General features: G+C 38.4%; 21 protein-coding genes and 1 other RNA gene. 9 read left to right on the top strand and 13 right to left on the bottom strand.

The features are described from left to right. The first annotated feature begins 5 nt into the window (after nucleotides 1–5). Together FJR45_RS11590 and FJR45_RS11585 are read left to right on the top strand one after the other, a co-directional pair. The gene (locus FJR45_RS11590) at nucleotides 6–410 is read left to right on the top strand and encodes a c-type cytochrome (RefSeq protein ID WP_193150662.1); all 405 of its coding nucleotides are present in this window, start codon (nucleotides 6–8) and stop codon (nucleotides 408–410) included. Between the two features lie 37 nt (nucleotides 411–447). After that, nucleotides 448–1,458, top strand: a complete 1,011-nt coding sequence (locus tag FJR45_RS11585) for a cytochrome-c peroxidase (protein ID WP_193150661.1) — start codon at nucleotides 448–450, stop codon at nucleotides 1,456–1,458. A gap of 13 nt (nucleotides 1,459–1,471) precedes the next feature. Here FJR45_RS11585 and gltX read toward each other — a convergent pair whose 3' ends face one another. After that, on the bottom strand, nucleotides 1,472–2,860 hold the full coding sequence (gltX, locus tag FJR45_RS11580) for a glutamate--tRNA ligase (protein WP_193150660.1): 1,389 nt from the start codon (nucleotides 2,858–2,860) through the stop codon (nucleotides 1,472–1,474). 95 nt (nucleotides 2,861–2,955) lie between these two features. On the opposite strand from gltX, the gene FJR45_RS11575 reads away from it, so the two are divergent. Both FJR45_RS11575 and FJR45_RS11570 read left to right on the top strand, forming a co-directional pair. Continuing rightward, on the top strand, nucleotides 2,956–3,792 hold the full coding sequence (locus FJR45_RS11575) for a peptidylprolyl isomerase (protein ID WP_193150659.1): 837 nt from the start codon (nucleotides 2,956–2,958) through the stop codon (nucleotides 3,790–3,792). Between the two features lie 3 nt (nucleotides 3,793–3,795). Then, the gene (locus FJR45_RS11570; RefSeq protein ID WP_193150658.1) at nucleotides 3,796–4,233 is read left to right on the top strand and encodes a deoxycytidylate deaminase; all 438 of its coding nucleotides are present in this window, start codon (nucleotides 3,796–3,798) and stop codon (nucleotides 4,231–4,233) included. Here FJR45_RS11570 and arsC read toward each other — a convergent pair. Next, nucleotides 4,222–4,581 (bottom strand): arsenate reductase (glutaredoxin), encoded by a 360-nt coding sequence (gene arsC, locus FJR45_RS11565; RefSeq protein WP_193150657.1) that lies wholly within the window; start codon nucleotides 4,579–4,581, stop codon nucleotides 4,222–4,224. The genes FJR45_RS11570 and arsC overlap by 12 nt on opposite strands. 70 nt (nucleotides 4,582–4,651) lie before the next feature. Here arsC and FJR45_RS11560 point away from each other — a divergent pair, with 70 nt between their 5' ends. Both FJR45_RS11560 and FJR45_RS11555 read left to right on the top strand, forming a co-directional pair. After that, nucleotides 4,652–5,161, top strand: a complete 510-nt coding sequence (locus FJR45_RS11560) for a GAF domain-containing protein (RefSeq protein ID WP_193150656.1) — start codon at nucleotides 4,652–4,654, stop codon at nucleotides 5,159–5,161. 1 nt (nucleotide 5,162) lies between these two features. Next, complete coding sequence (locus FJR45_RS11555) at nucleotides 5,163–5,657, top strand: GAF domain-containing protein (RefSeq protein WP_193150655.1); 495 nt, start codon at nucleotides 5,163–5,165, stop codon at nucleotides 5,655–5,657. 21 nt (nucleotides 5,658–5,678) lie between these two features. Here the strand turns inward: FJR45_RS11555 and FJR45_RS11550 are convergent, their stop codons facing one another. The 10 genes from FJR45_RS11550 to FJR45_RS11505 all read right to left on the bottom strand — a co-directional run bounded on the left by FJR45_RS11550 (nucleotide 5,679) and on the right by FJR45_RS11505 (nucleotide 14,518). After that, nucleotides 5,679–6,125 carry a DUF1931 family protein gene (locus FJR45_RS11550; protein WP_193150654.1) on the bottom strand — a complete coding sequence of 149 codons (447 nt, stop codon included), beginning with the start codon at nucleotides 6,123–6,125 and terminating at the stop codon, nucleotides 5,679–5,681. An 82-nt stretch (nucleotides 6,126–6,207) separates the two neighbouring features. Then, nucleotides 6,208–7,188, bottom strand: a complete 981-nt coding sequence (locus FJR45_RS11545; RefSeq protein ID WP_193150653.1) for a lytic murein transglycosylase — start codon at nucleotides 7,186–7,188, stop codon at nucleotides 6,208–6,210. Beyond that, nucleotides 7,178–7,834 carry an N-acetylmuramate alpha-1-phosphate uridylyltransferase MurU gene (gene murU, locus FJR45_RS11540; protein ID WP_193150652.1) on the bottom strand — a complete coding sequence of 219 codons (657 nt, stop codon included), beginning with the start codon at nucleotides 7,832–7,834 and terminating at the stop codon, nucleotides 7,178–7,180. Before murU ends, FJR45_RS11545 begins: the two co-directional genes overlap by 11 nt. Nucleotides 7,835–7,954: 120 nt before the next feature. Beyond that, entirely contained in the window at nucleotides 7,955–8,899 is a 945-nt protein-coding gene (locus FJR45_RS11535) for an aminoglycoside phosphotransferase family protein (protein WP_193150651.1), read from the bottom strand. Beyond that, a complete protein-coding gene (locus tag FJR45_RS11530) occupies nucleotides 8,886–9,974 on the bottom strand; it encodes an anhydro-N-acetylmuramic acid kinase (protein ID WP_193150650.1) in 1,089 nt (362 codons plus the stop codon). Before FJR45_RS11530 ends, FJR45_RS11535 begins: the two co-directional genes overlap by 14 nt. 3 nt (nucleotides 9,975–9,977) lie before the next feature. After that, the gene (locus FJR45_RS11525) at nucleotides 9,978–10,307 is read right to left on the bottom strand and encodes a type II toxin-antitoxin system RelE/ParE family toxin (protein WP_193150649.1); all 330 of its coding nucleotides are present in this window, start codon (nucleotides 10,305–10,307) and stop codon (nucleotides 9,978–9,980) included. Beyond that, on the bottom strand, nucleotides 10,297–10,563 hold the full coding sequence (locus tag FJR45_RS11520; RefSeq protein ID WP_193150648.1) for a ribbon-helix-helix domain-containing protein: 267 nt from the start codon (nucleotides 10,561–10,563) through the stop codon (nucleotides 10,297–10,299). Before FJR45_RS11520 ends, FJR45_RS11525 begins: the two co-directional genes overlap by 11 nt. Nucleotides 10,564–10,802: 239 nt before the next feature. Beyond that, entirely contained in the window at nucleotides 10,803–12,281 is a 1,479-nt protein-coding gene (locus tag FJR45_RS11515) for a sodium:solute symporter (RefSeq protein WP_193150647.1), read from the bottom strand. Next, complete coding sequence (locus tag FJR45_RS11510) at nucleotides 12,274–13,956, bottom strand: glycoside hydrolase family 3 N-terminal domain-containing protein (RefSeq protein ID WP_193150646.1); 1,683 nt, start codon at nucleotides 13,954–13,956, stop codon at nucleotides 12,274–12,276. The genes FJR45_RS11515 and FJR45_RS11510 overlap by 8 nt, the downstream gene beginning before the upstream one ends. A 16-nt stretch (nucleotides 13,957–13,972) precedes the next feature. Next, nucleotides 13,973–14,518, bottom strand: a complete 546-nt coding sequence (locus FJR45_RS11505) for a 5'-methylthioadenosine/S-adenosylhomocysteine nucleosidase family protein (protein ID WP_193150645.1) — start codon at nucleotides 14,516–14,518, stop codon at nucleotides 13,973–13,975. A 51-nt stretch (nucleotides 14,519–14,569) separates the two neighbouring features. Between FJR45_RS11505 and ffs the strand changes: the two genes are divergently transcribed. The 3 genes from ffs (at nucleotide 14,570) to FJR45_RS11490 (ending at nucleotide 18,977) form a co-directional block, all read left to right on the top strand. Next, nucleotides 14,570–14,667: signal recognition particle sRNA small type (ffs, locus tag FJR45_RS11500), an RNA gene on the top strand. A 304-nt stretch (nucleotides 14,668–14,971) separates the two neighbouring features. Then, nucleotides 14,972–17,863, top strand: coding sequence for a hypothetical protein (locus tag FJR45_RS11495; RefSeq protein ID WP_193150644.1), 2,892 nt, complete (start codon nucleotides 14,972–14,974; stop codon nucleotides 17,861–17,863). Further along, nucleotides 17,838–18,977, top strand: a complete 1,140-nt coding sequence (locus tag FJR45_RS11490; protein ID WP_193150643.1) for a hypothetical protein — start codon at nucleotides 17,838–17,840, stop codon at nucleotides 18,975–18,977. The genes FJR45_RS11495 and FJR45_RS11490 overlap by 26 nt, the downstream gene beginning before the upstream one ends. Nucleotides 18,978–19,251: 274 nt before the next feature. Here the strand turns inward: FJR45_RS11490 and FJR45_RS11485 are convergent, their stop codons facing one another. After that, on the bottom strand, nucleotides 19,252–20,184 hold the full coding sequence (locus tag FJR45_RS11485) for an IS256 family transposase, variant Zn-binding type (protein WP_430739313.1): 933 nt from the start codon (nucleotides 20,182–20,184) through the stop codon (nucleotides 19,252–19,254). Nucleotides 20,185–20,220: the final 36 nt, after the last annotated feature.

Genomic DNA, 20,220 nt, shown 5'->3' with positions numbered 1-20,220 from the left:
TAATTATGAAAAAAGTATTAAAATCAATTATACTGTTAAGTGCTGCTGTATTTATACAAAACGGACTCTATGCAGACCAGTTTACACAAAAGGATCTTGACTTCGGGAGTGCTGAGTATAAAAGTGTTGTCAAAGAGGGAAGAAAAGTATTTACAGATACAAAGCTGGGAACGAACACCGTTACATGTAATGAATGCCATCCAAATGCAACTAACACGCATCCGGAGACATATCCCAAGTTTCAAAAACAATTAGGCAAAGTAGCGACAATGGGCGAGATGATAAACTGGTGTATTGCAAACCCTCTTGAAGGGAAGAAAATGGCGCTGGATAATCCAAAAATGACAGCTCTTATCGCATATATTACGCATGAGAGAAAAGGTGTTAAATTGGCACCGGGAAAACATTAGTTATAAATAAGAAACAATACAATACAAGGAATAAACTGTGAAAAAAACTATACTGTCGATATCTGTTGCGATATCATGTGCATATGCTTCTGAGGGCTTGCTGTTACAAGAGGCAAAACAAAATTTTGGGCCATTGCCAAAAACATTTCCCTCTGAGACAAATACATTAACGCAGGCAAAAATAAAGCTTGGAAAGATGCTTTTTCATGAGAAAAGAGTTTCCATAGACGGAACAACGAGTTGTGCGAAATGCCACCCTTTTAGTTATTACGGAGCAGACAATCTTGAAAAATCACGTGGAAACTTTGGAAAACTGAATCCAAGAAATGCCCCAACGGTCCTTAATGCCGCAGGTCAGATTTCTCAGCATTGGCGCGGAGACAGAAAAGATGTTGAAGAACAGGCAAGAAAGGCATTGTTGGGCAAAGGCTCTTTTGGCGCACCTTCTAATGAATGGGTGGAAAAAAAGCTGCAAAGTATTGAACAATATACTGTTTTGTTTAAAAAAGCATTTCCAAATGATGCAAAGCCGATAAGTGTTGCCAATTATGCAAAGGCGATTGGGGCATGGGAGCGGATGCTTTCAACACCTTCACGGTTTGACGAATTTTTAGAGGGCAGATCAAATGCTTTGACACAAGAGGAAAAAGCAGGTCTCAAAACATTTATAAAAACAGGCTGTGCCTCTTGCCACTCAGGTGCATTGCTTGGCGGAACAATGAATCAAAAATTCGGTATGGTTGCGCCTTACTGGGAATATACAAAAAGCAAGAAGATTGATGAAGGACGCTACAATGTCACGAAAAAAGAAGGAGACAAATATGTCTTTAAAGTGCCACAACTCAGAAATATTGCCATGACTTCCCCTTACTTTCATGATGGCAGTGTCACATCATTGAAAGAAGCTGTCAAAATAATGGCAAAGGTACAGTTAGGGGTAGATTTATCACAAGAGGAAACGCAAAGTATTTATCTTTTTTTAGAGTCTCTAACCGGAAAATTATCGCAAGATATCGTAACAGTACCTCTTTTACCGGAGACAAACTAAAATATAGAAGCCATTATATATTGGCTTCTATGGCTCTTGCAATACGCAAGATGGTTTCATCTTTTCCGATGACAGACATAACGACATCAAGTCCCGGACCGCTCATTTTACCCAGCAGTGCGACACGCAGAGGATTGCCTATCTTGCCAAACCCGATTTCCATTTCATTGACAACTGTTTCCATCACATGATGATAATCACTTGGCAGGTGCAGCTCTTTTGCTGCATCAAGCTTGTTGGCAAATGTTTCAAGAATTTCAATCGCATTGCCTTTGAAGGCTTTTTTGACAGCTTTTTCATCATATGACTGAGGTGTTGTCACTATCTCATTGATAAGTGTTGACAGTTCTTTGAGGGTTTTTGCCCGCTCTTTAAGGGCATCGAGTAAAATCTCTTTTTTATCGTGTGAACTTAATACTACGCCAAAATCAGTGAGCAGTTCTGTGAGTTCCTCATTGGGTGTGTTTTTGATGTAGTGGGCGTTGAGCCAATCGAGTTTTTCCGTATTGTAAATAGAGGCTGATTTGTTGATGTCTTTTGGATCAAACAGCTCTTTCATTTCATCCATCGAAAAAATTTCCTGATCTCCGTGGCTCCAGCCAAGACGCACAAGAAAATTGAGCAGTGCCTGTGGCAGATACCCCATCTCTTTGTATGCCATAACATCTGTCGCACCGTCACGTTTTGAGAGCTTTTTGCCCTGGGCATTGTGAATCATAGGCACATGATAAAATTTCGGAACATCAAATCCGAGCGCTTCATAAACGACGATTTGTTTGGGGGTATTTGAGAGGTGGTCATCGCCTCGAATCACTTCATTGACACCCATTAAAGCATCGTCTATTGCCACGACAAAGTTATAGGTAGGAGAACCGTCAGCACGGGCAATGACAAAATCATCCAAAATATCTTCTGCTTGAAAAGAGATATCTCCTTTGACACCGTCATGCACGATTATTTCACCGCTTAGAGGTGCTTTTATGCGTATAACAGGCTCGACTCCCTCTGGTGGAGTTCCTGTAAAATCACGGTATCTTCCGTCATATTTTGTGCGCTCTTTATTTGCCATTTGTGTTTCCCTAAGTGCGTCTAACTCTTCTTTGCTCATGTAACATTTGTAGGCTTTGCCCTCATCAAGCAGCTGCTGTATGTATTTTTTGTATATATCTTCGCGTTTGCTCTGGTAAGTGATTTCTCCGTCAGCTTCAAGCCCGAGCCATTGGAATGCTTTTAAAATTGCTTCTGTTGCCTCTTGCGAATTTCTTGCTTTGTCGGTATCTTCAATGCGAAGAAGAAACTTTCCATTGTTTTTTCTTGCCCACAGATAAGAAAAAAGAGCCGTGCGTAAACCGCCGATATGCAGATAGCCTGTAGGAGATGGAGCAAAACGAGTAACAACCATGATTGTGCCTTATGTAAGAAGTTTCTTACAATTTTAGGCAATTGTTGGTTAAAGGTTGGTAAAATACTCTATTAAAATTAACAAAATGGATTTTTATGTTTAAATTACTCGTATTACTGATGCTTTCAAGCCTGGTAAATGCAGAAGTCTATGACGGTGTCGCAATTGTTGTAGAGGATAAAGCAATTACTCTGCTCGATATTGAAAAAGAGATGCAGCAGGCGCATATAGATGCAAAAAAAGCGTCCGACATCCTTATCCGTAAAAAACTTGAAGCGCTTGAAATTGCCAAAAGAGATATTTCGGTTTCGAGTACGGAAGTGTATGATGATATTAAAAAAATGGCCGAAGCAAACGGATTGACAATCAGCCAGTTGTATGATGCTGTGAGAGAGCAAAGCGGCTTGAGCTCTACAGAGTTCAAAGAAAAAATAAAACAGAAGATTTTAAGCCAAAAACTTTATGCAGCCATTGCAATGTCATCTCTCTCCGAACCGACTGATGAAGAGTTAAAAGAGTATTATGAACTGCATAAAAAAGAATTTAACCATCCTGAATCTTTTTCCGTCATCATAAACGAATCAAAAGACAAAAGCCGACTGCAGGAAAAAATAGACAATCCGATGTTCTATTCACCGGATGTTAAAACACAAGAACAGGTTCTTCCTTATAATAAAATTTCGCCACAGCTTGCGGCGATACTGGAAAAGACACCCCCAGACCATTTCACACCTGTTCTGCCTGACGGCAGAGGCGGTTTTATGTGTTGTTATGTAAAGTCGACAACAAAACCAACAAAAGTGGATTTTGAAAAACTCAAGCCACAGATTGTCAATGCGATTATGGCTGAAAAACGTGAGGCGGTCTTAAGTGACTATTTTGCACGTCTGCGTGACAATGCTGACATCAACATTATTAGACTCCCAAAATAAACCATGCTCAGCGATAAAAACTTTATAAATATAGCTTCAGAAATAGCTTTGGCATCCAAATGCGTCTCCAAACAGGTTGGGGCGGTTATCGTCAAAGACGGGCGTATTTTAAGTACGGGCTACAACGGAACGCCGGCAGGGTTTACCAACTGCTGTGACCACTGGGACGGCGAGTATACCGCAGAGCATCATGAGTGGAGTAAAACATATGAAATTCATGCGGAGATGAATGCAATTATCTGGGCGGCGAGAAAAGGCATCTCCATCGAAGGCGGGACGATTTATGTGACGCTTGAACCGTGTAGCGAATGCAGTAAAAATTTGATTGCGAGTGGTATCAAACGTATCGTCTATGCCAAAGAGTATGAACATACACACTCCAAAACCATCTCGAAGTTTTTGGAAGATAACGGAGTGAGTATAGAAAAACTAAGCCTCTAAAAACTCTTTTGCTTTTTCAGGCGGACGGGCAATAATCGCCTCTTTGTCGTCTTTTATGATGATAGGGCGTTCTATAAGTTTTGGATGTTCCACCATCGCTTCTATAAGTTTTTCCTCATCTGTCTCATTTTTTAAATCAAGCTCTTTGTAAATGGCCTCTTTGGTACGCATCATCTCTCTTGCACTTTGCAGTCCGAGCATTTTTATAATGTTTTTGAGTTGCGCGGCACTCGGACGTTCGTCAAGGTACTTGACAACATCAGCAGCAATACCGTTTTCTTCTAATATTTTAAGTGCCTCTCTTGATTTTGAACAGCGTGGATTGTGTAAAATAGTGTATTTACTCATTCTCTTTCCTTTTTTTTAGTAGAATTTTACACTATAATAGTTGCAATTGATTAATAAAGAGGATTTTACGATGAAATATAAAAACAAATCACTCAAACTTGCCGAGTTTGCAAGAGAGTTGTTGACAAAACATTCTCTTGAAGATGGTCTGCCTCTGATTGCAAAATATGTCAAAGATGTCATAGGTGCCGAGCGGTGTTCTATATTTATATATGATGCTGCCGCAAATGAGGTGTGGACAACCTTGGCGGACGGAGTAAAAAAAATAACACTTCGTGCAGACAAAGGATTGGTGGGGTATACGCTCAAGGCAAAGAAACCTGTTGTAGCAAATGATGCCTATGCCCATCCGGAGTTTTTGCCCGAAATTGATTCCGCGACAGGTTACATCACAAAAAATATTATAACAGCACCAATATTCAGCTCCAAAAGAGAGATTATCGGGGTGATGGAACTTTTAAACAAAGAAGAAGGGTTTGATGAAGAAGATGTCCGTTTTATGATATTTTTTGCACATTATGTCAGCGGATTTTTAGAACTGCTGCATACCTATTTAGATCAAGAAAAGAGAGTGGATTAATATGAAACAATTAAACAGAATTGCCGAATTCGGTAAAAAACTGATGACAACCAGTGCGATAGAGGATGCCATCGTCCTTATTGGTGATGAAGCAAAATCTCTTGTAGAGGCACAAAGATGTTCTATATTTATCGTGGACAGTGATGATGAAATACTCTGGACGACACACAGTGACGGAATGGGAAAAATCGTTGTCAGTGCGGACGCGGGGATAGTTGGTGCCACATATAAAAGCAAGGCACCGCAGATAGTGAACAAACCTTATGAAGATGAAAGATTTTTACAGCATATAGATAAAAAAAGTGGGTATCTGACCGAAAATATGTTAACGGTTCCTGTATTTGATTCGAAGAGAAATGTAATGGGAGTGATGCAACTGCTTAACAAAGAAACAGATTTTACTCCGCAGGATCTGGGAACACTTACTTTTTTTGCCAACTATGTGAGTGGAAGTCTGGAGCTTGCACTGATAACACAGATACAAGGCGGGAAATAAAGGCCTTGTATTTTTTCAATATTACATTGTAATATTGAGAACTTTGTGTGCTTTACTGATAAGTTCGTGATCAACAGCTCTGTCTGCAGGATCAATTGCTTTCATTGTTTTTGCAAGGGTGACTAAAAGTGCTCCAGCTATTTCAGGAAGTCTCTCTTCAAGTTCTGTTTCGAGGGCTAAAACCGGTGGATAAAATGTAAGCATTTGCGCAACATCTTTTGCATCTATTTCTGATTCAAGTTTTTTAAAGATTTCGACAGTCTCCTCAAACCCTTTTGTAATTGGCATATCTGCCACCCAGATAACATCACGACCATTGTATTTTGCATTTTTTTGAGCGATAGTGAGCATATCATATAATTTTTGTTCAACGATATCTGTTACCTCTTTTGCATGTCCTTTATGAATATCCAAAGATGCACTTTTTCTAAAAATCTCTTGTAATTTTGTAAATCCTACTACTGCCATTTCTGACTCCTTTTGTTTTTTTGTTTAACGTGAAGGAATTATGACAGCTTTTGATTTTTTTAAATGCGACTTATGTAGCAAATTATTCAGTTTTTAGTAAAATATGAGCCTCATAAGCCAAACGGATAACACCGACGGCATAGTTTGAAGAGTTGTTGTAGCGCATAATTTTTTGTACATATTTTCTCATATACTGGAGATTTTTTTTCTCTTTTGTAAAACATTTGTACACTTTTTTGCTTTTTTTGCTTCTTTCATAACAAAATGAGGCATTGTCGTATTTGTAGGCATAGGCGTACCACTCCTGTTCTACTTTTGGAATATCTGGCATTTTTTTCCACTCAATGAGGGTGTCAAATTTTGCCTTTACATGTAAGAACTTCGCAGCGGAGAGAATGGCATCTTCCATTTTTGTTAGATCTGCGACCTTGCCTTTGTAAGAGTCTGTATAGATGAAACTATTTGGCATAAACTGCGGTATGCCTATGGCACCGGCGTAAGAGCTAGGCAGATTACACTGTTCAGGTTTGACCCCCTTTTTATAGCAGTGCTCTATAATCGAGGCCATATTTGTTTTGCCCATTTGTAAGAGCCATTTATTTCGGTGGGTATCGGGCTTTGTGCGTGTCACTATAGTGTTAAAAACGATGAAGGCATCATGCGTCGGTTTTATTTTGCCTAGCTTTGTCTCTTTGAGTAAAATAGCGGCAATAACTTCACGATTGACATGATATTTTTTTTCAGCATAGTCGTAAACATCTTTGTATTTTTGAAGATTTTGTACCATCTTCGGAACATATTTTACCAGTACATTGTTTGCCTGTTTCTCTTTTTCTTTATGGTATTTTATTTTTGAAGGCTGTATGTATTTCCAGGTTATTTCATCATACTTTTGTGTTTTAAAATACGAAAGCAGAAATTCATTGGCATATTTGTAACTGACGCCGTGTTTGACGACTTTTTTGCAAATATCTTCATAATGTTTGTTTGTAAAATTGCAGTTGTCATATTTTGCAAAAAGTACACTGCCTAGGAGCAGTAAAAATATAAATTTAGTTTTCATTGATTTCTTGAAGCCTTTGTGGTGTGCCTATATCATGCCACATTTTGTTAAATAGTTCGCCACTGACAAGACTTTTGTCAATGTTTTTTCTCAAAAGCGGAGCAAGCGGGCTTTTTTGTAACGCTTCATTTTCAAAGAGTTTCGGATGGTAGTAGCCTATACCCGAAAAGGTGTACATTGTTTTGGCTTCATTTGTTACAAGTCCGTTTTTAAGCCCAAAATCTCCTTTCGGATTGTGCGCAGGATTGGGTACTAAAACAAGATGGGCAAGTGTATCGGTGAGTTTGAAATTCGGGTTGTAGTCATATTCACAAAATATATCGCCGTTTACAACCAAAAAAGGAGCATCTCCTAAAAGCGGCAGTGCTATTTTGATACCGCCGGCACTCTCAAGGGCGCCGCTTTTTTGTTCATCCGAGTAGAGAATACGTACACCCCATTTGGAGCCGTCTCCAAGATATGCCGGAATTTTAAAGCCCAAATGCCCAATATTGATTATAATCTCATCAAAACCCTTATGCGCCAGTTTTTCTATATGCCACTCTATGAGCGCTTTTCCCTTTACATGTAACAAGGGTTTTGGCACAGTGTCACTCAGCGGACGCATACGCTCTCCCCGTCCTGCTGCAAGTATCATAGCTTTCATAAAGACATCTCCTTTTTAAACAGTTTTATATTCTCCTCAGGCTTGTAAGCCACAAAGCCCGGACTGAAGTCCGGGTTCCGAAAAGCCGCCCAAATGCTTACGCTCTTTGGAACCCAGACTTCAGTCTGGGCTGAGTTGCCGCAGAAGTTTCCCAAACTCTTTTGTCTCATCATACCGCAAAGCCGTTTCAATCACATAACGCAGTGTCAGTGGAATATCTTTTAAATATCCCTCTTTGGCGTCACGCAAATACAAACGCGAAAAAATTCCCAACACTTTTATATGTCGCTGCAGTCCCATAAAATCGAACCACTTTAAAAATATTTCATCCTTTACATGTAAATCCTTTTTGCGGGCAAACAAAAGTGCCAATGCTTCTATGTCTTCACGCGAAAAAGCAATATAACAGTCTTTTAAAAGCGAAACCAAATCATAGGTGAGTGCCCCGTTCATGGCATCCTGATAATCAATAATACCGAGTTCGTTTTGCGATGTAAGCATAATATTTCGCGAGTGAAAATCACGATGCACAAAAATGTTTTGCGGCTGTGATAAGACGACTGTCGATATTGCCTCAAGGGCAGAAGCGATGCACTCTTTTTCTTCTTTGTTTACATGTAACGCAAGTTTTTTTTCCAGATACCACTCTTGCATCAGGTCCATCTCTCTATGGAGAAAGGCTTTGTCATACAGAGGCAGGTTAGTTGTATCGGCTTTTTGTATCTTTATAATTTCATCAATCGCTTTTGCATAGAATTTATTGAAGGTTTCTTTGTTTAAAACATCCAGCAGATTGGTAGAGCCGAAATCTTCCAAAATCAAATACCCGAGCGAGAGGTTTTGCGCAAGAATTTTAGGTGCTTTGACCTTTACATGTAAAAGTCTTGCAGTGATGTCTACAAAGGGCGTTAAAGAGTGCTTTTCCAAAGAGGCATCCATCAAAACAACAGAATGATTTTTGTGTGAAAGCCGATAATATTTTTTAAAACTTGCATCAGCGGAGGCAACTGCAATGGCATACTCTTTATAGGGAGTGGTTTGCAACCATGCTTTAATCTGCTGCATAAATAGCTCCTGCTATGGAATCTTTTTTTGCACCGGTAACTTTTTTGAGAAGAAGAGGTTCTTGATGGATGCGTTTTTTTGCAAACCAGGCAAATGCCATCGCTTCTAAAAAATCACTGTTTATACCGAGTGCGTCACTTGGCAACACTTTGGCATGGCACAGCACATTGAGTCTTTGCATCAAAAAGCTGTTTTTTGTTCCGCCGCCACAAACGATGAGCTGTGTTGCCTGTGTGGCATTGACGTCATTGGCTATGGAGTGTGCGGTGAGTTCGAGCAGGGTTCTTTGTACCTGTGTATCGCTGAGATGTTCAAAGCCTCGAAGATTTTTTTCAAGCCATGCGGCATTAAAATACTCTCTGCCGGTACTTTTTGGCGCTTTTTTGTCAAAATACTCATCAGCAAGCATCTGTGCAAGGAGGGCTTCATGCGGTTCGCCGCTTTTTGCAAAGGCTCCTTCTGTGTCATAGTTTTGTGACTCTGTTTTTTGCATCCACATATCCATCAAAACATTCCCACAACCGACATCCCAACCGCAAAAAGTATCAAAAAGCAAAGAGATGTTTGCCATGCCTCCGATGTTTAGCACCGCTGTGTTTTCCTGTGTATCGGCAAATAAAAACTGATGAAAAGCAGGCGCAAAAGGCGCGCCCTCTCCGCCGTTGGCTATATCTTTGCCTCTAAAATCCGCCACGGTTGTGATGCCTGTTTTGGCGGCAACGATGTTGGGATTTCCAAGCTGCATGGAAAAGGGGTAAAGCGAATCAGGGGCATGCCAAAGTGTCTGTCCGTGCAGGCCTATGGCGTGTATACTCTTTACATGTAAGGCATTTGTTGTAAGAAAATCATTGATACACTCTGCAAAAAGAAGCCCGAGTTTTGTGTGGCATTCACCGATGTGTCTGAGTGTGCCAAAACCGGCTGTAAGTTTGAGAATCTCTTCTTTTAATACGCCCGGGAAAGGGTACTCGGCAGAAGCAAAAAGCTTACAGTGGGTGTCGTCGATTTCACACAGTGCAATGTCGATACCGTCAAGACTCGTTCCGCTCATAACGCCGAGGTAGTACTCTTTCATCTTTTACAGCCCGTTTTCTTTGAGTATGGCAATGATTTTTTGATCACTTATATTTTCAAGTTCTGTTTTGGAATAGATACTCATAAGATATATATTGTTCTGTGTGTCAAGATAGTAGTAAATCACACGAAAACCACTACTTTTGCCTGTGGGTATTGAGGAGTTGGCAAGTCTGATTTTATAACAGCCGTGTCCGAGTTCTATGCCGGCTTGAGGATTTTTCTGGAGGATTTTTTGCAACTCCTGCAAATCAGCTGTTATCTTTTTATACTTTTTAAAAAGTTTTTTTACTTCCCGTGAAAAATTTTCAAGACTGATTATGTTACAGTTCATTGATTAATTCATCGAGGGTTTGTTGCTTGTTCTGTGTATTTGATGTCAAAACCTCTTTGAGTTCTTGTACAGAATCCTCAAATGCAGCATAATATTTTTTTGCTTTTTGCTCACGTACATAAGATGCTATAGCTTCAACAATAATGTCGGTTCGGTTTAATGAATACTCTTTGGTAAATTCATCTATTTCATCAAGCAAGTATTTAGGAAGGCGAAGCCCTACCTGTTGTTTTTGAAGTTCTGATAAACTATGCATGATAATTCCTTATATGGTTGTATAGCAATATTATATATTATTTATATAATTTAGTCAAACATCTTTTTGGCTTTAACCCGGGTTATGCAATAGAAAACAATAAGTAGGTTCTATGCTTGTGCTCAAGGGATGTTTAGAAAATTGTTGTGCCAACCTTTTTGGTTGGTCAATAATTTTATGAATGTGCCTTGGGTGCAATGATAGAGACTTTCTTGAGTTTTCTATTGCATAATCCGTGTTTAAGGTATATCAGGGTTTTTAGAGGTGCCCATAATTAAAAATGAGACCAGAGTCCCTGTCACCATCTGCCAGGCAAAACCTATATGCATTCCAAAGATGTAGGGCTGCAGTGCCAAAACACTCACAAAGCCTCCGACTAAGGCAAAAGGAACGGTTGTGGCACTTCCTCTTGTGGTAAAAATTGCACAAAAGAAGACCCCAAGAAGTCCGGTATAGGCAAAGGTCATCACACCCAGGGCAAAACTCACCAGTGAAAGCTCACTTTCTCTTTGCCAAAAATAACTTGCAACTGCCATCAAGAAGAGAATTAAGGCAAAAAGAAGTACGGCTGTTCGGGAGGCTTTTAAAAAGTGGATTTCTTTGGTGTGGGGATCTTTTTGCAATTTCCACGGTCGGTACAAATCTTCAACGGCGACAGAAGCCATGGCACCCAAAACAGAGTTTGTACTTGAAAGTGCTGCGGCAATGGCACCGACTGTTACAAGCCCTCTTAATCCCGAAGGCATTTCATTGAGGATGTAATACATAAAAATGGTAATGCTCTCGCCTTGAAAATTCTGACTTACCGCACTTGTCTGGTAATGCACAAAAAGGAGTGCTCCGATGCCAAGAAAAAGCATGACGATGGGAATACTCAAAACAATGGAGAGAATGAGCGACTGTGCAGCTTCGTTTTTGTTTTTACAGCTGAGTACGCGCTGGGTCATGTCCTGATCAAGTCCGAAAGCAGCTATGTTTAAAAGCAGCCAGCCACTAAAAAGTGCTACAATGCTGAACTTCCCATCAAGTGAATTATCTATTACATGTAACTTGTTATGTGTTTGTAAAATTGCTAAAATATCTACATTGTGCAAAGAGACATACAAATACCAAAAGACTAAAAGACCGGCACCGACATAGGTAAGGGCTTGAATAACATCACTGAAGATGATGGACTTAATGCCGCCGAAATAGGTGTATGCCAAGGCTCCAGTGAGTAGCAGAATGATAGCAACAAGCATATGTAAAAAGCTGATGTCCAAAAACAGTATCATGCTCACAGCCAGTGCACCGATGTAGAGTCTGGCTCCGCTTGCCATAATCCGTCCGAACAAAAACATCAATCCTGCCTGCTTTTTTGCACGTTCTCCGTAGCGTGTTTGTAAAAGTTCATAGACGGTGACGACCCTGTATTTGTAAAACTTCGGGACAAAAACAATGCTGATAAACACAACAGCTACAAGCGCAGAAAAGTAGAAGCCTATAAAGGTAAAATCATACACATAGGCAAACTCCGGAACACCCAAAAAAGTTGCAGCAGACTGAGAAGTGGCGACGATGGAGACGGCAACAGCGAACATTGGCATAGTATTTGAGCTGACAAAGTAGTCTCTTGAAGAGCGGATTTTAAACTGGGAAAAGAGGTATGAACTGATGGCAAGTATCAGAAAATAAGCGCCAAAAACAAACCAGTCAAGAGAAGAAAACCCGCTACTCATCGGCACCTCTGAGATGCAAATCCTGCACACCTGCTCTTACTTCTTGCATAAAAAGTTCTCCGGGGTCGGCTTTTTGAGTTCTATACCCGGCATCACGTTCCAACCAGAGGGGATTGTTTTGCATTTTTGTATATTCGTAATGTCCGATAAGGTAGCGAATGTCGGGATATTTTTGTTTGAGATACTTGATGAGAGAAATATTTGCACGTACCTGTGCAGGAGTCAAATCCTCTTTTTTGTTTGCTTCGCCTCCGACATTTTCTATGCCGATACTTGAGTAGTTGAGTCCGATGACGTGGCGTGCCATGACATTGTCCGGCATAAGCTGATACACAGTCCCCTCACGGTCAACCAAAAAATGCGCCGAAACATTCAAAGCCGAAGCCTTGGCGATCTCTTTTCTGTCAGAGAGGAGTTTTTGCGGCTTGAGTCTGGCAAAACTGTTATTGACATCCATCACAGCCGTCCAATGCAGGACAATGATTTTAGGTTGTATCTGTATGTTCTTTACATGTAAGCCGTAATGTTTTTGGATGTATGCTCGTGTCAATTCTTTGCGTTTTTTACCAAATATAATGGGCTTTTGAATGATGGCGCTCTTTACATGTAAGGTCTCTATGCGTGCATTGGATTCTATAATTTTGCTGAGCGGGATTTTTTTGCTTTTTACCTGTTTGAAGATGGTCTCAACTATTTCTTTGGTAGAATTATATGCAAGCTGATTGCCAAAGAGTAAAATATTTACCCCCGCATTGATTGCCAAAGTGACGGCATCTTTGAGTGAATAGTTTGCCGAGATTGCCTTCATCTGCATATCGTCACTGATGATAACACCTTGAAAATGGAGCTGTTTGCGTAAAAGTTCTGTGTTTATTTTGTAAGAAAGCGTGGCTGGATAGGTGTCATCTAAATTTGCATTAAAGACATGTGCGGTCATAATTGCATCTGCTTTATGGGCATTGATGAGGATTTTATAGGGCTCTAACTCTTTTTTATCCCAGGTATTTGTGATATCAACAAACCCTTTATGCGAATCGCCGAGTGATGAACCGTGCCCGGGAAAATGTTTTAAAACAGAGAGAACATTGTGGCGTGTCTGGGCGTCTATCATTGTTTGTGCATATTTTGCAACTTCTTTGGGATCACTTCCGTAAGAACGCTCCAAGCCTGCTATGACTTTGTTTTTTGGGTTGGTGCTTAAATCGACTACCGGAGCAAAATTTACATTGATACCGCTGTTTTGGAGCATCTGCGCCTGAGCGTTGTAAATTTGCTGTGCCTTTTGTAAAGGCATACACGAAACGGCAGCAGCAGAGGGGATTTCTAAAAATCCGTATTTTGCTTTGAGCCTGCTTACCTTGCCGCCTTCCTGATCGACGGCTATAAAAAGCGGTTTGTGTGCAAAATATTGTAAATGCCGGGTAAGTTTTTTCAGCTGATAGGGTGAGAGGATATTTTTAACTCTTTGTTTGTCTGTATAAAACCGGTCAAAAAGAATCACACCGCCCAAATCATACTTTTGTATATCTGAAACTATCTGTGACGTCGGTTCTACATAAGTTTCATCAAAGCCGACAATCAGCATGCGCCCTATCATTTTTTTGAGTTGCGCATCTGTAGGCACTGTGGCATGAAGCGTTAAGAAGAGGCTTAAAAGAAGTAAAAAGATTCGCATTATAAGTAATCCTGATTTAGATATGCCTTTGCAATACTCTATTTATATCATGAATAACATTAAACAAAAGTGATTTTGTATTTTCTTTTGTAATAGTATGGGGTGCAAAATGGTCACTGACAACTTTTAAAATATGAAATTTTTCAATGGCGGGATTGTGAACAACTGCCTCATAAAAACCAAAACTTTCCATATCAACGGGTGTATCGTGTTGTATTGCGGCGGCTTCGTCTTTACATGTAAGCGTATGTTTGTCAGCACTAAAAGTATAAAGGGAATTGTGATACATTACAGCGCCTATTTTTAAAAGGTCTCCGATTTTATGCTGCTGGGGTGCCGCACAGATGCCGACATTGAGATAAATGTCTTCTTTTGTAATGTCAAAATTGTCAATAAGTGTCTGCGTAGCAAGTCTGGCATTGTCAACTCCGATACCGCTGATAATGAGTCTGATGTCTGTGTTTGTAAAAAGCGTATAGTTTTGCAGTTTTGATTTTTTGAGTTTGTATTTGTCAACGAAGGCCTGAGCTTCGGGTTTGAGAGCGGTTACTATGTATATCATAGTAAGAATTATACCATTTTTAAGAAAAAGCTGTTATAATTTCATCGCTTCTCTTTAGACCTGTGCAATGGGTGTCTGAGGTAACGTGTCAGGGTAGGAATACAGCAGCACACTTCAAGCACTTATGTGCCGCAGCCATCTGGAGAGAGGCACCTTCTTTATAAACAAATATACACAATTTTCTTTTATTTCGCTTTTTTAGCTATAAAAATACTATTATCATTTATCATTTTTAATGTTTTTAATAATTTTTAACATTTACAAAATTATTTTGTTCTAACAAAATTAAAGAGTTTTTTATTTTTATAAGTATATACTATCGAGAAGGGAAAGCAATATTTTTATTTATTTAAAAATATTACACACTTAAATATAATTTATAAGGATACAAAGATGAATAAAAGAGTAAGAAAAATTTCACTTATTTCTGTTTCTGCTGCTATTGTTCTAAGCATGGCCGGATGTAGTAGTAGCGGTGGTGATAGCACAACAACAGAGCCTACACCAACATCAGTAACAACAGGTACGGCATCAGATGGATATATTAAAGGAGGGAAAGTCTGTTTTGATATGGACAAGAATGACGTGTGTGATATTGAAGAACCATTTGCTATTACAGATGCCAACGGCTCCTACTCTTTAACCATAACAACAGCACAAAAAGCAGAAGCATCGCCTAATGCGCCTTTACTCCTTGTAGGAGGTATCGATATTGATACTAAAGCGCTATTGACAGGAAGCTTAAAAGCACCTTTTGATGGGGATACTTCTTTGCACATAACACCATTAACGACCTTGGTTACTGCTATGGTAGAGAATAATGTATCAATTGATACGGCATATACAAAAGTTGCTGATGCACTTGGTATTCCTGCAAATAAAATAAAAGAAGACCCTGTAAAGCTTGCAAAAGAAGACAAAGATCCGACTGTTTTAGCAGCAGCAATGGCTACGCATCGCATTATTCAGACAATGGCAGCGGTTGATAATAATACTTCATCTGATGATATTTATAAAAATCTTGTAGATGCAATTGAAGAGGTGGCTGCAGCTGATACAAATACCACAAAGGGTATCGCAGCAATTGTTGAAGCTGCAGCAAAGAATGCAAATTCAACGCTTCCCGATCGCGTAAAAGAAGCAGCAAAAACTGCTACTGTTATTCAAAATCAGGTAGATTTAGCCATAACAACAGCTGTTGAAAATAACGATTCAATAGAAGACGCCGCACTTACACTGGATGCTGCCGTAGAAACAGTTCAAACACTTGTAGAAGATGCACTGGATAATAATGAAACAATTGATGATACTTTTATTGGTGAAGTTGAAGACAATGCAACAACTGTAGCTGCAGCTGCAGATCCTGTTCAGTTGGCAATTGCAAATGTTTTTAGTAGCTATGATATGAATACTGTAGCAAATGATAATAATGTAACCGGTACTATTGCAGGTTATTTTAGCAAATCTTCCGATGTGACAGCAGAGAGTATAATAGCTTTGAGCAGTGAGTTAAATGATCCGGTTTACATTGTTGGGAATACGCAGGAGTATGGACTTCTTCATTATTATAGAGCAAAGCTTGTACAAGATTATGTTGAGTCAAAAGGTTATTTGTTCACTGAAAAAGATTTACCAGGTAAGATTGCTGAGATAAAAAAGAGTGATGGAACATATGCTTTTAGTAAAGATATGAGTGTGACAGATTTTGCAACTATGATTTATGATTATGGCAATACGAATAATATTACCGAACTTATGACATTGGCATTGAAAATGAATCCACCGGCAGATTTGGCATCAGTGAGTGATGTACAAAAAGCAAAAGATCTGTTTACAAGTATAAGAACACAGGCTAACAGCGTAACTAACTCAAGTTTAACAGGGTATGCTGACAAGGAGAGTGAAAATATCAATACAGCACTCCAAAATATAGCTGTAAATATAGAATTGGCCACTAATTTTCTTGACGGACTGACAACTGGTATAATGACACTAATGGATAGAAATGAAACATCTACAGTACACCCACTTGGTACTGCCGGAATTCGTACTCTTTCTTTGATGCAGACATCATCAACAGATGATATTACATGGGCCTATGATATTAACCAGACAGTGGATAATACAGAAACACACTGGACAGGTACTGTTTCATTTCCAGATATTGACCCTGATACATTTGACCCAAGCAGTTTTGCAACACTTCGTGCTACGCTAAATGGAGATTTGCCACTTGATTATGCCCCGGTTACGACAACTGGTGTTGAAGATAAACAGAGTGTAAACTTAGATGCAACCATCACAAAAACTACTACTGGCGCTGATTTTGCGCTTAGTGGATCAATCTCTAGCAATGGGGATTCTTTGGCACTTACTGATGCAAGTGCAAGTGTGGCATATACTACAGATGCCATAACAGGGGAACCAAATCCTACATATATTAAACTCAATCATCTTTATGTTGATGGAACAGTCGGTAACTATACTCTTAACGGTAAGCTGGATGTGAATGCTTATGCGCAAAATACTATAATGGCAGCTGCCGGTGGCATTGAAACTAATATTGTAAATTCGTGGATTGGTATTAATGTTTATTGTAGTCAAGGAGATTTAATTATTCCTCAAACAAGTATTGGCTATGGATTTATTGCTCCAAATGGACAGGTATATAATCCACAATACGTAAATATCTATTCTAATAATAGCATTAACTTGAATTATGAGATTGAAGGTAATGTTACTGATAGCTATATTCAAGATATAAATAACTATAATTTTACTGTAAGCTGTTCAGACACTAATGCATCATTAATGGTCAATTCGTGGAATGATTCATGGACAGAAACTGAACCAAATAACAGTGGTTGGCTACCATCAGATATCGCTTTTGACGGAAAACTTTCCAATACTGCGGATAGTAGTTATTTTGAAGGTAAGATAACAGCAAAATGGTTAGACATATCAGATGCAAACTTGAGTAGAGGGACTTATACACCACAGTTGGATGTTACCATGAATGGTGCATTACAGATGCCTGAAACATCATTAATGCGCGTAACAGTAACATTTAATAATAGTTCAGAAAATACTCTCATTGGCGCAACATATGTTTATGATACACTATCAGTAACTACAAATACTTCACTTGACAACAACGAAAGCGGTACAATTAATATCACTGCGTCAACAGGTATAAAATCAACGATTAAACTTGTTAATGGAAATATCGATTATACAAATAGTACACTAACAAATACAGAGGGCAAAACTATTGGAAATTATGAAGATTTCTCAGGTGTTCCTCGTATTAAATACATAGATGGTACGTTTGAAACACTTCCGTAGATTTACAACAGCCATAGCACTTTGTATTGGCTTTTTGACACCGGCATATGCCGGTGTAATTCCTCTTTTTAATCCTTCTTCTATGATAAAGAAAAATAATTTTTCTTTGAAAACAGCGACATTTTTAGCTAATGATCCATTTTCATTAAAAACCTTGCTTCTAAGTGAATTAGAAGGAAATGCTCATCCTCGCTCTGGTAATAATACAGCTGTAGCAATAGAACGCCTTGATATCGGTTATACTCATCACAAATATGGCTATATCGGATATACATTTCGGGAAGAAATTTTTATGGATGCTTCTAAGGACACGGTTGATTTGATTTATCTTGCAACAAATAAAAAAGATTTGCCTATTGGGAAACAATTTAATCTTTCTTTACACATAAAAGCTTACAAAATGCAAGGTATCATCTATGCGAATCATCTGACACTGTATCAAAACAGTGAATGGAGTGTTGATGTAGGTATGGGGATAGAAGGATTATGTGCGACACAAATGCAAGATGGTTATATAAAAGGATATGCTCTTGCAACATCAAAAAAAGATTATTCATTTTCAGGTGTTTCTCATTACAGATATACATATAATTATTTATATGACTTAACTGTCAATCCCTCCACTGCTTATGGTTTCAGTACACATTTTTCATGTGTGGTAAAAAAGAAAAATATGACACTTGCTTTACTGGCAAATGATCTTTTTTCTGAATTAAACTGGAAAGAAAACCCTTATAGTGAGGTAAACTTACAATCAAGCAACAAAGTCTACGATGAAAATGGATACGCAAAATACAATCCTACAGTATGGGGAAAAGAGGGGTGTTCTACATATAAACAACAACTGGTAAAAAAGTACAGTGCAGAAATTTCATACATTTACAGGCATAAATTTTTTTACAGTGCAGGAAGCCAGTATATGAATAATTTTGCCCTGCCTTTTGTCACTGCGGGATATCGTTTGAACCAAAGCACGAGTATTGATGTCAGTTATGAGACAAGGTATAGAAGTTTTAGTATAACGAGTCGATACAGAGGCTTATTATTGGGCATACAAACTAATGATTTGTTTCAGCCATCAACACTGGGTTTGACTTTTGGTGTTAGGTTTTAGTATTGTAATAATTATAAAAAAGATATATTAACTCATTTTCTCACTTTTATCTTCCAAAGTTTTTTTATAGTATAATAATATATTATAGCAAAAGAGGCTTAGGTACATGAAAACATGTCTGTTTGTTTTTTTCTTTACGGTTTGGATATTATCTACAGAAACAGTGTATTGCAAAATACTTACGGATGAAGATTTAGAAAAAATGTTGACTGAAGATCAAAGTAGTTCGTATATACAAAATATGGCTTAATGAAAAATATGGGGGTCTAAATAATCATTTTTTCTTATAACTCACCAGATAATCATCAACCATTTTCAGCTTCAAACTTTTGCTAAATCCATTGTGTATTTTGAGTAACTTTTTCATTGGAGAAAATACTCCACCATCAATTGCATTTGTAGTGTTATGAATCTTGATATTTTTCTCATTTTTGTACGTAAAGAGATAAGGTAAATGTGTAACTAAACTTTTATAAGCTGAGACTAGTTTTTGATGAGTATATGCTTCTTGTAAAGTATCTGGATTTATTGTTTTTTCTGCTAAAAACTCTCTGTGCTTTTCATACCACTCATTTAGTTTTTTTGTAAAAATAGTTTGAGTTGTTGATGCCAGGTTATACATAATTTTCTGTAGATCTTTACCAGCTTCTAACCTTGGATGCATCGTTATATATCTCTGTATAACTTTCTTTTGATGAAAGTGGCACATTTGTACAGGATAATCCTTGAAAGCCTTATACAAGCCTCTCTTCCCATCAATAATGATGGCTTTAATCTCATATTCTAAGTCTAAAAGTCTTTGAAGTAGTTGTTTGTAATCTTTTACTAACTCACTTTGAACATGTTTCCATATAAGAACTTCACCAGATAAAATATCTTTGAAAACTAGTGTGCCTAACTTGTCCCTTTTCTTGCCATAAAAAGTAGCATAGCAGACAATGACTACTTGCCTTGGATTGTGCACTTTTTCTATTGGTTCATACTCGAATATTTGTTTTCTAACCCATGGGATACTACGATTATAATCTTCGGCTAAATGGAGAAGAATCTGTCTTCTATAAATATACTTTTTAAAAATGATTTCTTGTAGGTTTTTTGGTCTTCTTTTAGATTGAAATTTCTTATTGCAATCATTACATTTATATCTCTGAATCCCTCGTCTTATGCCTATCTTTTTAGTATTGTTTTTTTGACAACTTGGACATATTTTTGCAGTTTTTTACAGCCATTTATAAATAAACCT

It is taken from the genome of Sulfurimonas sediminis (assembly GCF_014905115.1).
Taxonomy (GTDB): Bacteria; Campylobacterota; Campylobacteria; order Campylobacterales; family Sulfurimonadaceae; genus Sulfurimonas; species Sulfurimonas sediminis.
The sequence above is the reverse complement of the archived record's forward strand: the minus strand, read 5'-3'. Positions and strand labels throughout refer to the sequence as shown.

Coding starts and splice junctions, on each gene's coding strand:
- FJR45_RS11590 (WP_193150662.1), top strand. CDS start 6: ATGAAAAAAGTATTAAAATCAATTATACTGTTAAGTGCTGCTGTATTT.
- gltX (WP_193150660.1), bottom strand. CDS start 2,860: ATGGTTGTTACTCGTTTTGCTCCATCTCCTACAGGCTATCTGCATATC.
- FJR45_RS11575 (WP_193150659.1), top strand. CDS start 2,956: ATGTTTAAATTACTCGTATTACTGATGCTTTCAAGCCTGGTAAATGCA.
- FJR45_RS11570 (WP_193150658.1), top strand. CDS start 3,796: ATGCTCAGCGATAAAAACTTTATAAATATAGCTTCAGAAATAGCTTTG.
- arsC (WP_193150657.1), bottom strand. CDS start 4,581: ATGAGTAAATACACTATTTTACACAATCCACGCTGTTCAAAATCAAGA.
- FJR45_RS11560 (WP_193150656.1), top strand. CDS start 4,652: ATGAAATATAAAAACAAATCACTCAAACTTGCCGAGTTTGCAAGAGAG.
- FJR45_RS11555 (WP_193150655.1), top strand. CDS start 5,163: ATGAAACAATTAAACAGAATTGCCGAATTCGGTAAAAAACTGATGACA.
- FJR45_RS11550 (WP_193150654.1), bottom strand. CDS start 6,125: ATGGCAGTAGTAGGATTTACAAAATTACAAGAGATTTTTAGAAAAAGT.
- FJR45_RS11545 (WP_193150653.1), bottom strand. CDS start 7,188: ATGAAAACTAAATTTATATTTTTACTGCTCCTAGGCAGTGTACTTTTT.
- murU (WP_193150652.1), bottom strand. CDS start 7,834: ATGAAAGCTATGATACTTGCAGCAGGACGGGGAGAGCGTATGCGTCCG.
- FJR45_RS11535 (WP_193150651.1), bottom strand. CDS start 8,899: ATGCAGCAGATTAAAGCATGGTTGCAAACCACTCCCTATAAAGAGTAT.
- FJR45_RS11530 (WP_193150650.1), bottom strand. CDS start 9,974: ATGAAAGAGTACTACCTCGGCGTTATGAGCGGAACGAGTCTTGACGGT.
- FJR45_RS11525 (WP_193150649.1), bottom strand. CDS start 10,307: ATGAACTGTAACATAATCAGTCTTGAAAATTTTTCACGGGAAGTAAAA.
- FJR45_RS11520 (WP_193150648.1), bottom strand. CDS start 10,563: ATGCATAGTTTATCAGAACTTCAAAAACAACAGGTAGGGCTTCGCCTT.
- FJR45_RS11515 (WP_193150647.1), bottom strand. CDS start 12,281: ATGAGTAGCGGGTTTTCTTCTCTTGACTGGTTTGTTTTTGGCGCTTAT.
- FJR45_RS11510 (WP_193150646.1), bottom strand. CDS start 13,956: ATGCGAATCTTTTTACTTCTTTTAAGCCTCTTCTTAACGCTTCATGCC.
- FJR45_RS11505 (WP_193150645.1), bottom strand. CDS start 14,518: ATGATATACATAGTAACCGCTCTCAAACCCGAAGCTCAGGCCTTCGTT.
- FJR45_RS11495 (WP_193150644.1), top strand. CDS start 14,972: ATGGCCGGATGTAGTAGTAGCGGTGGTGATAGCACAACAACAGAGCCT.
- FJR45_RS11490 (WP_193150643.1), top strand. CDS start 17,838: ATGGTACGTTTGAAACACTTCCGTAGATTTACAACAGCCATAGCACTT.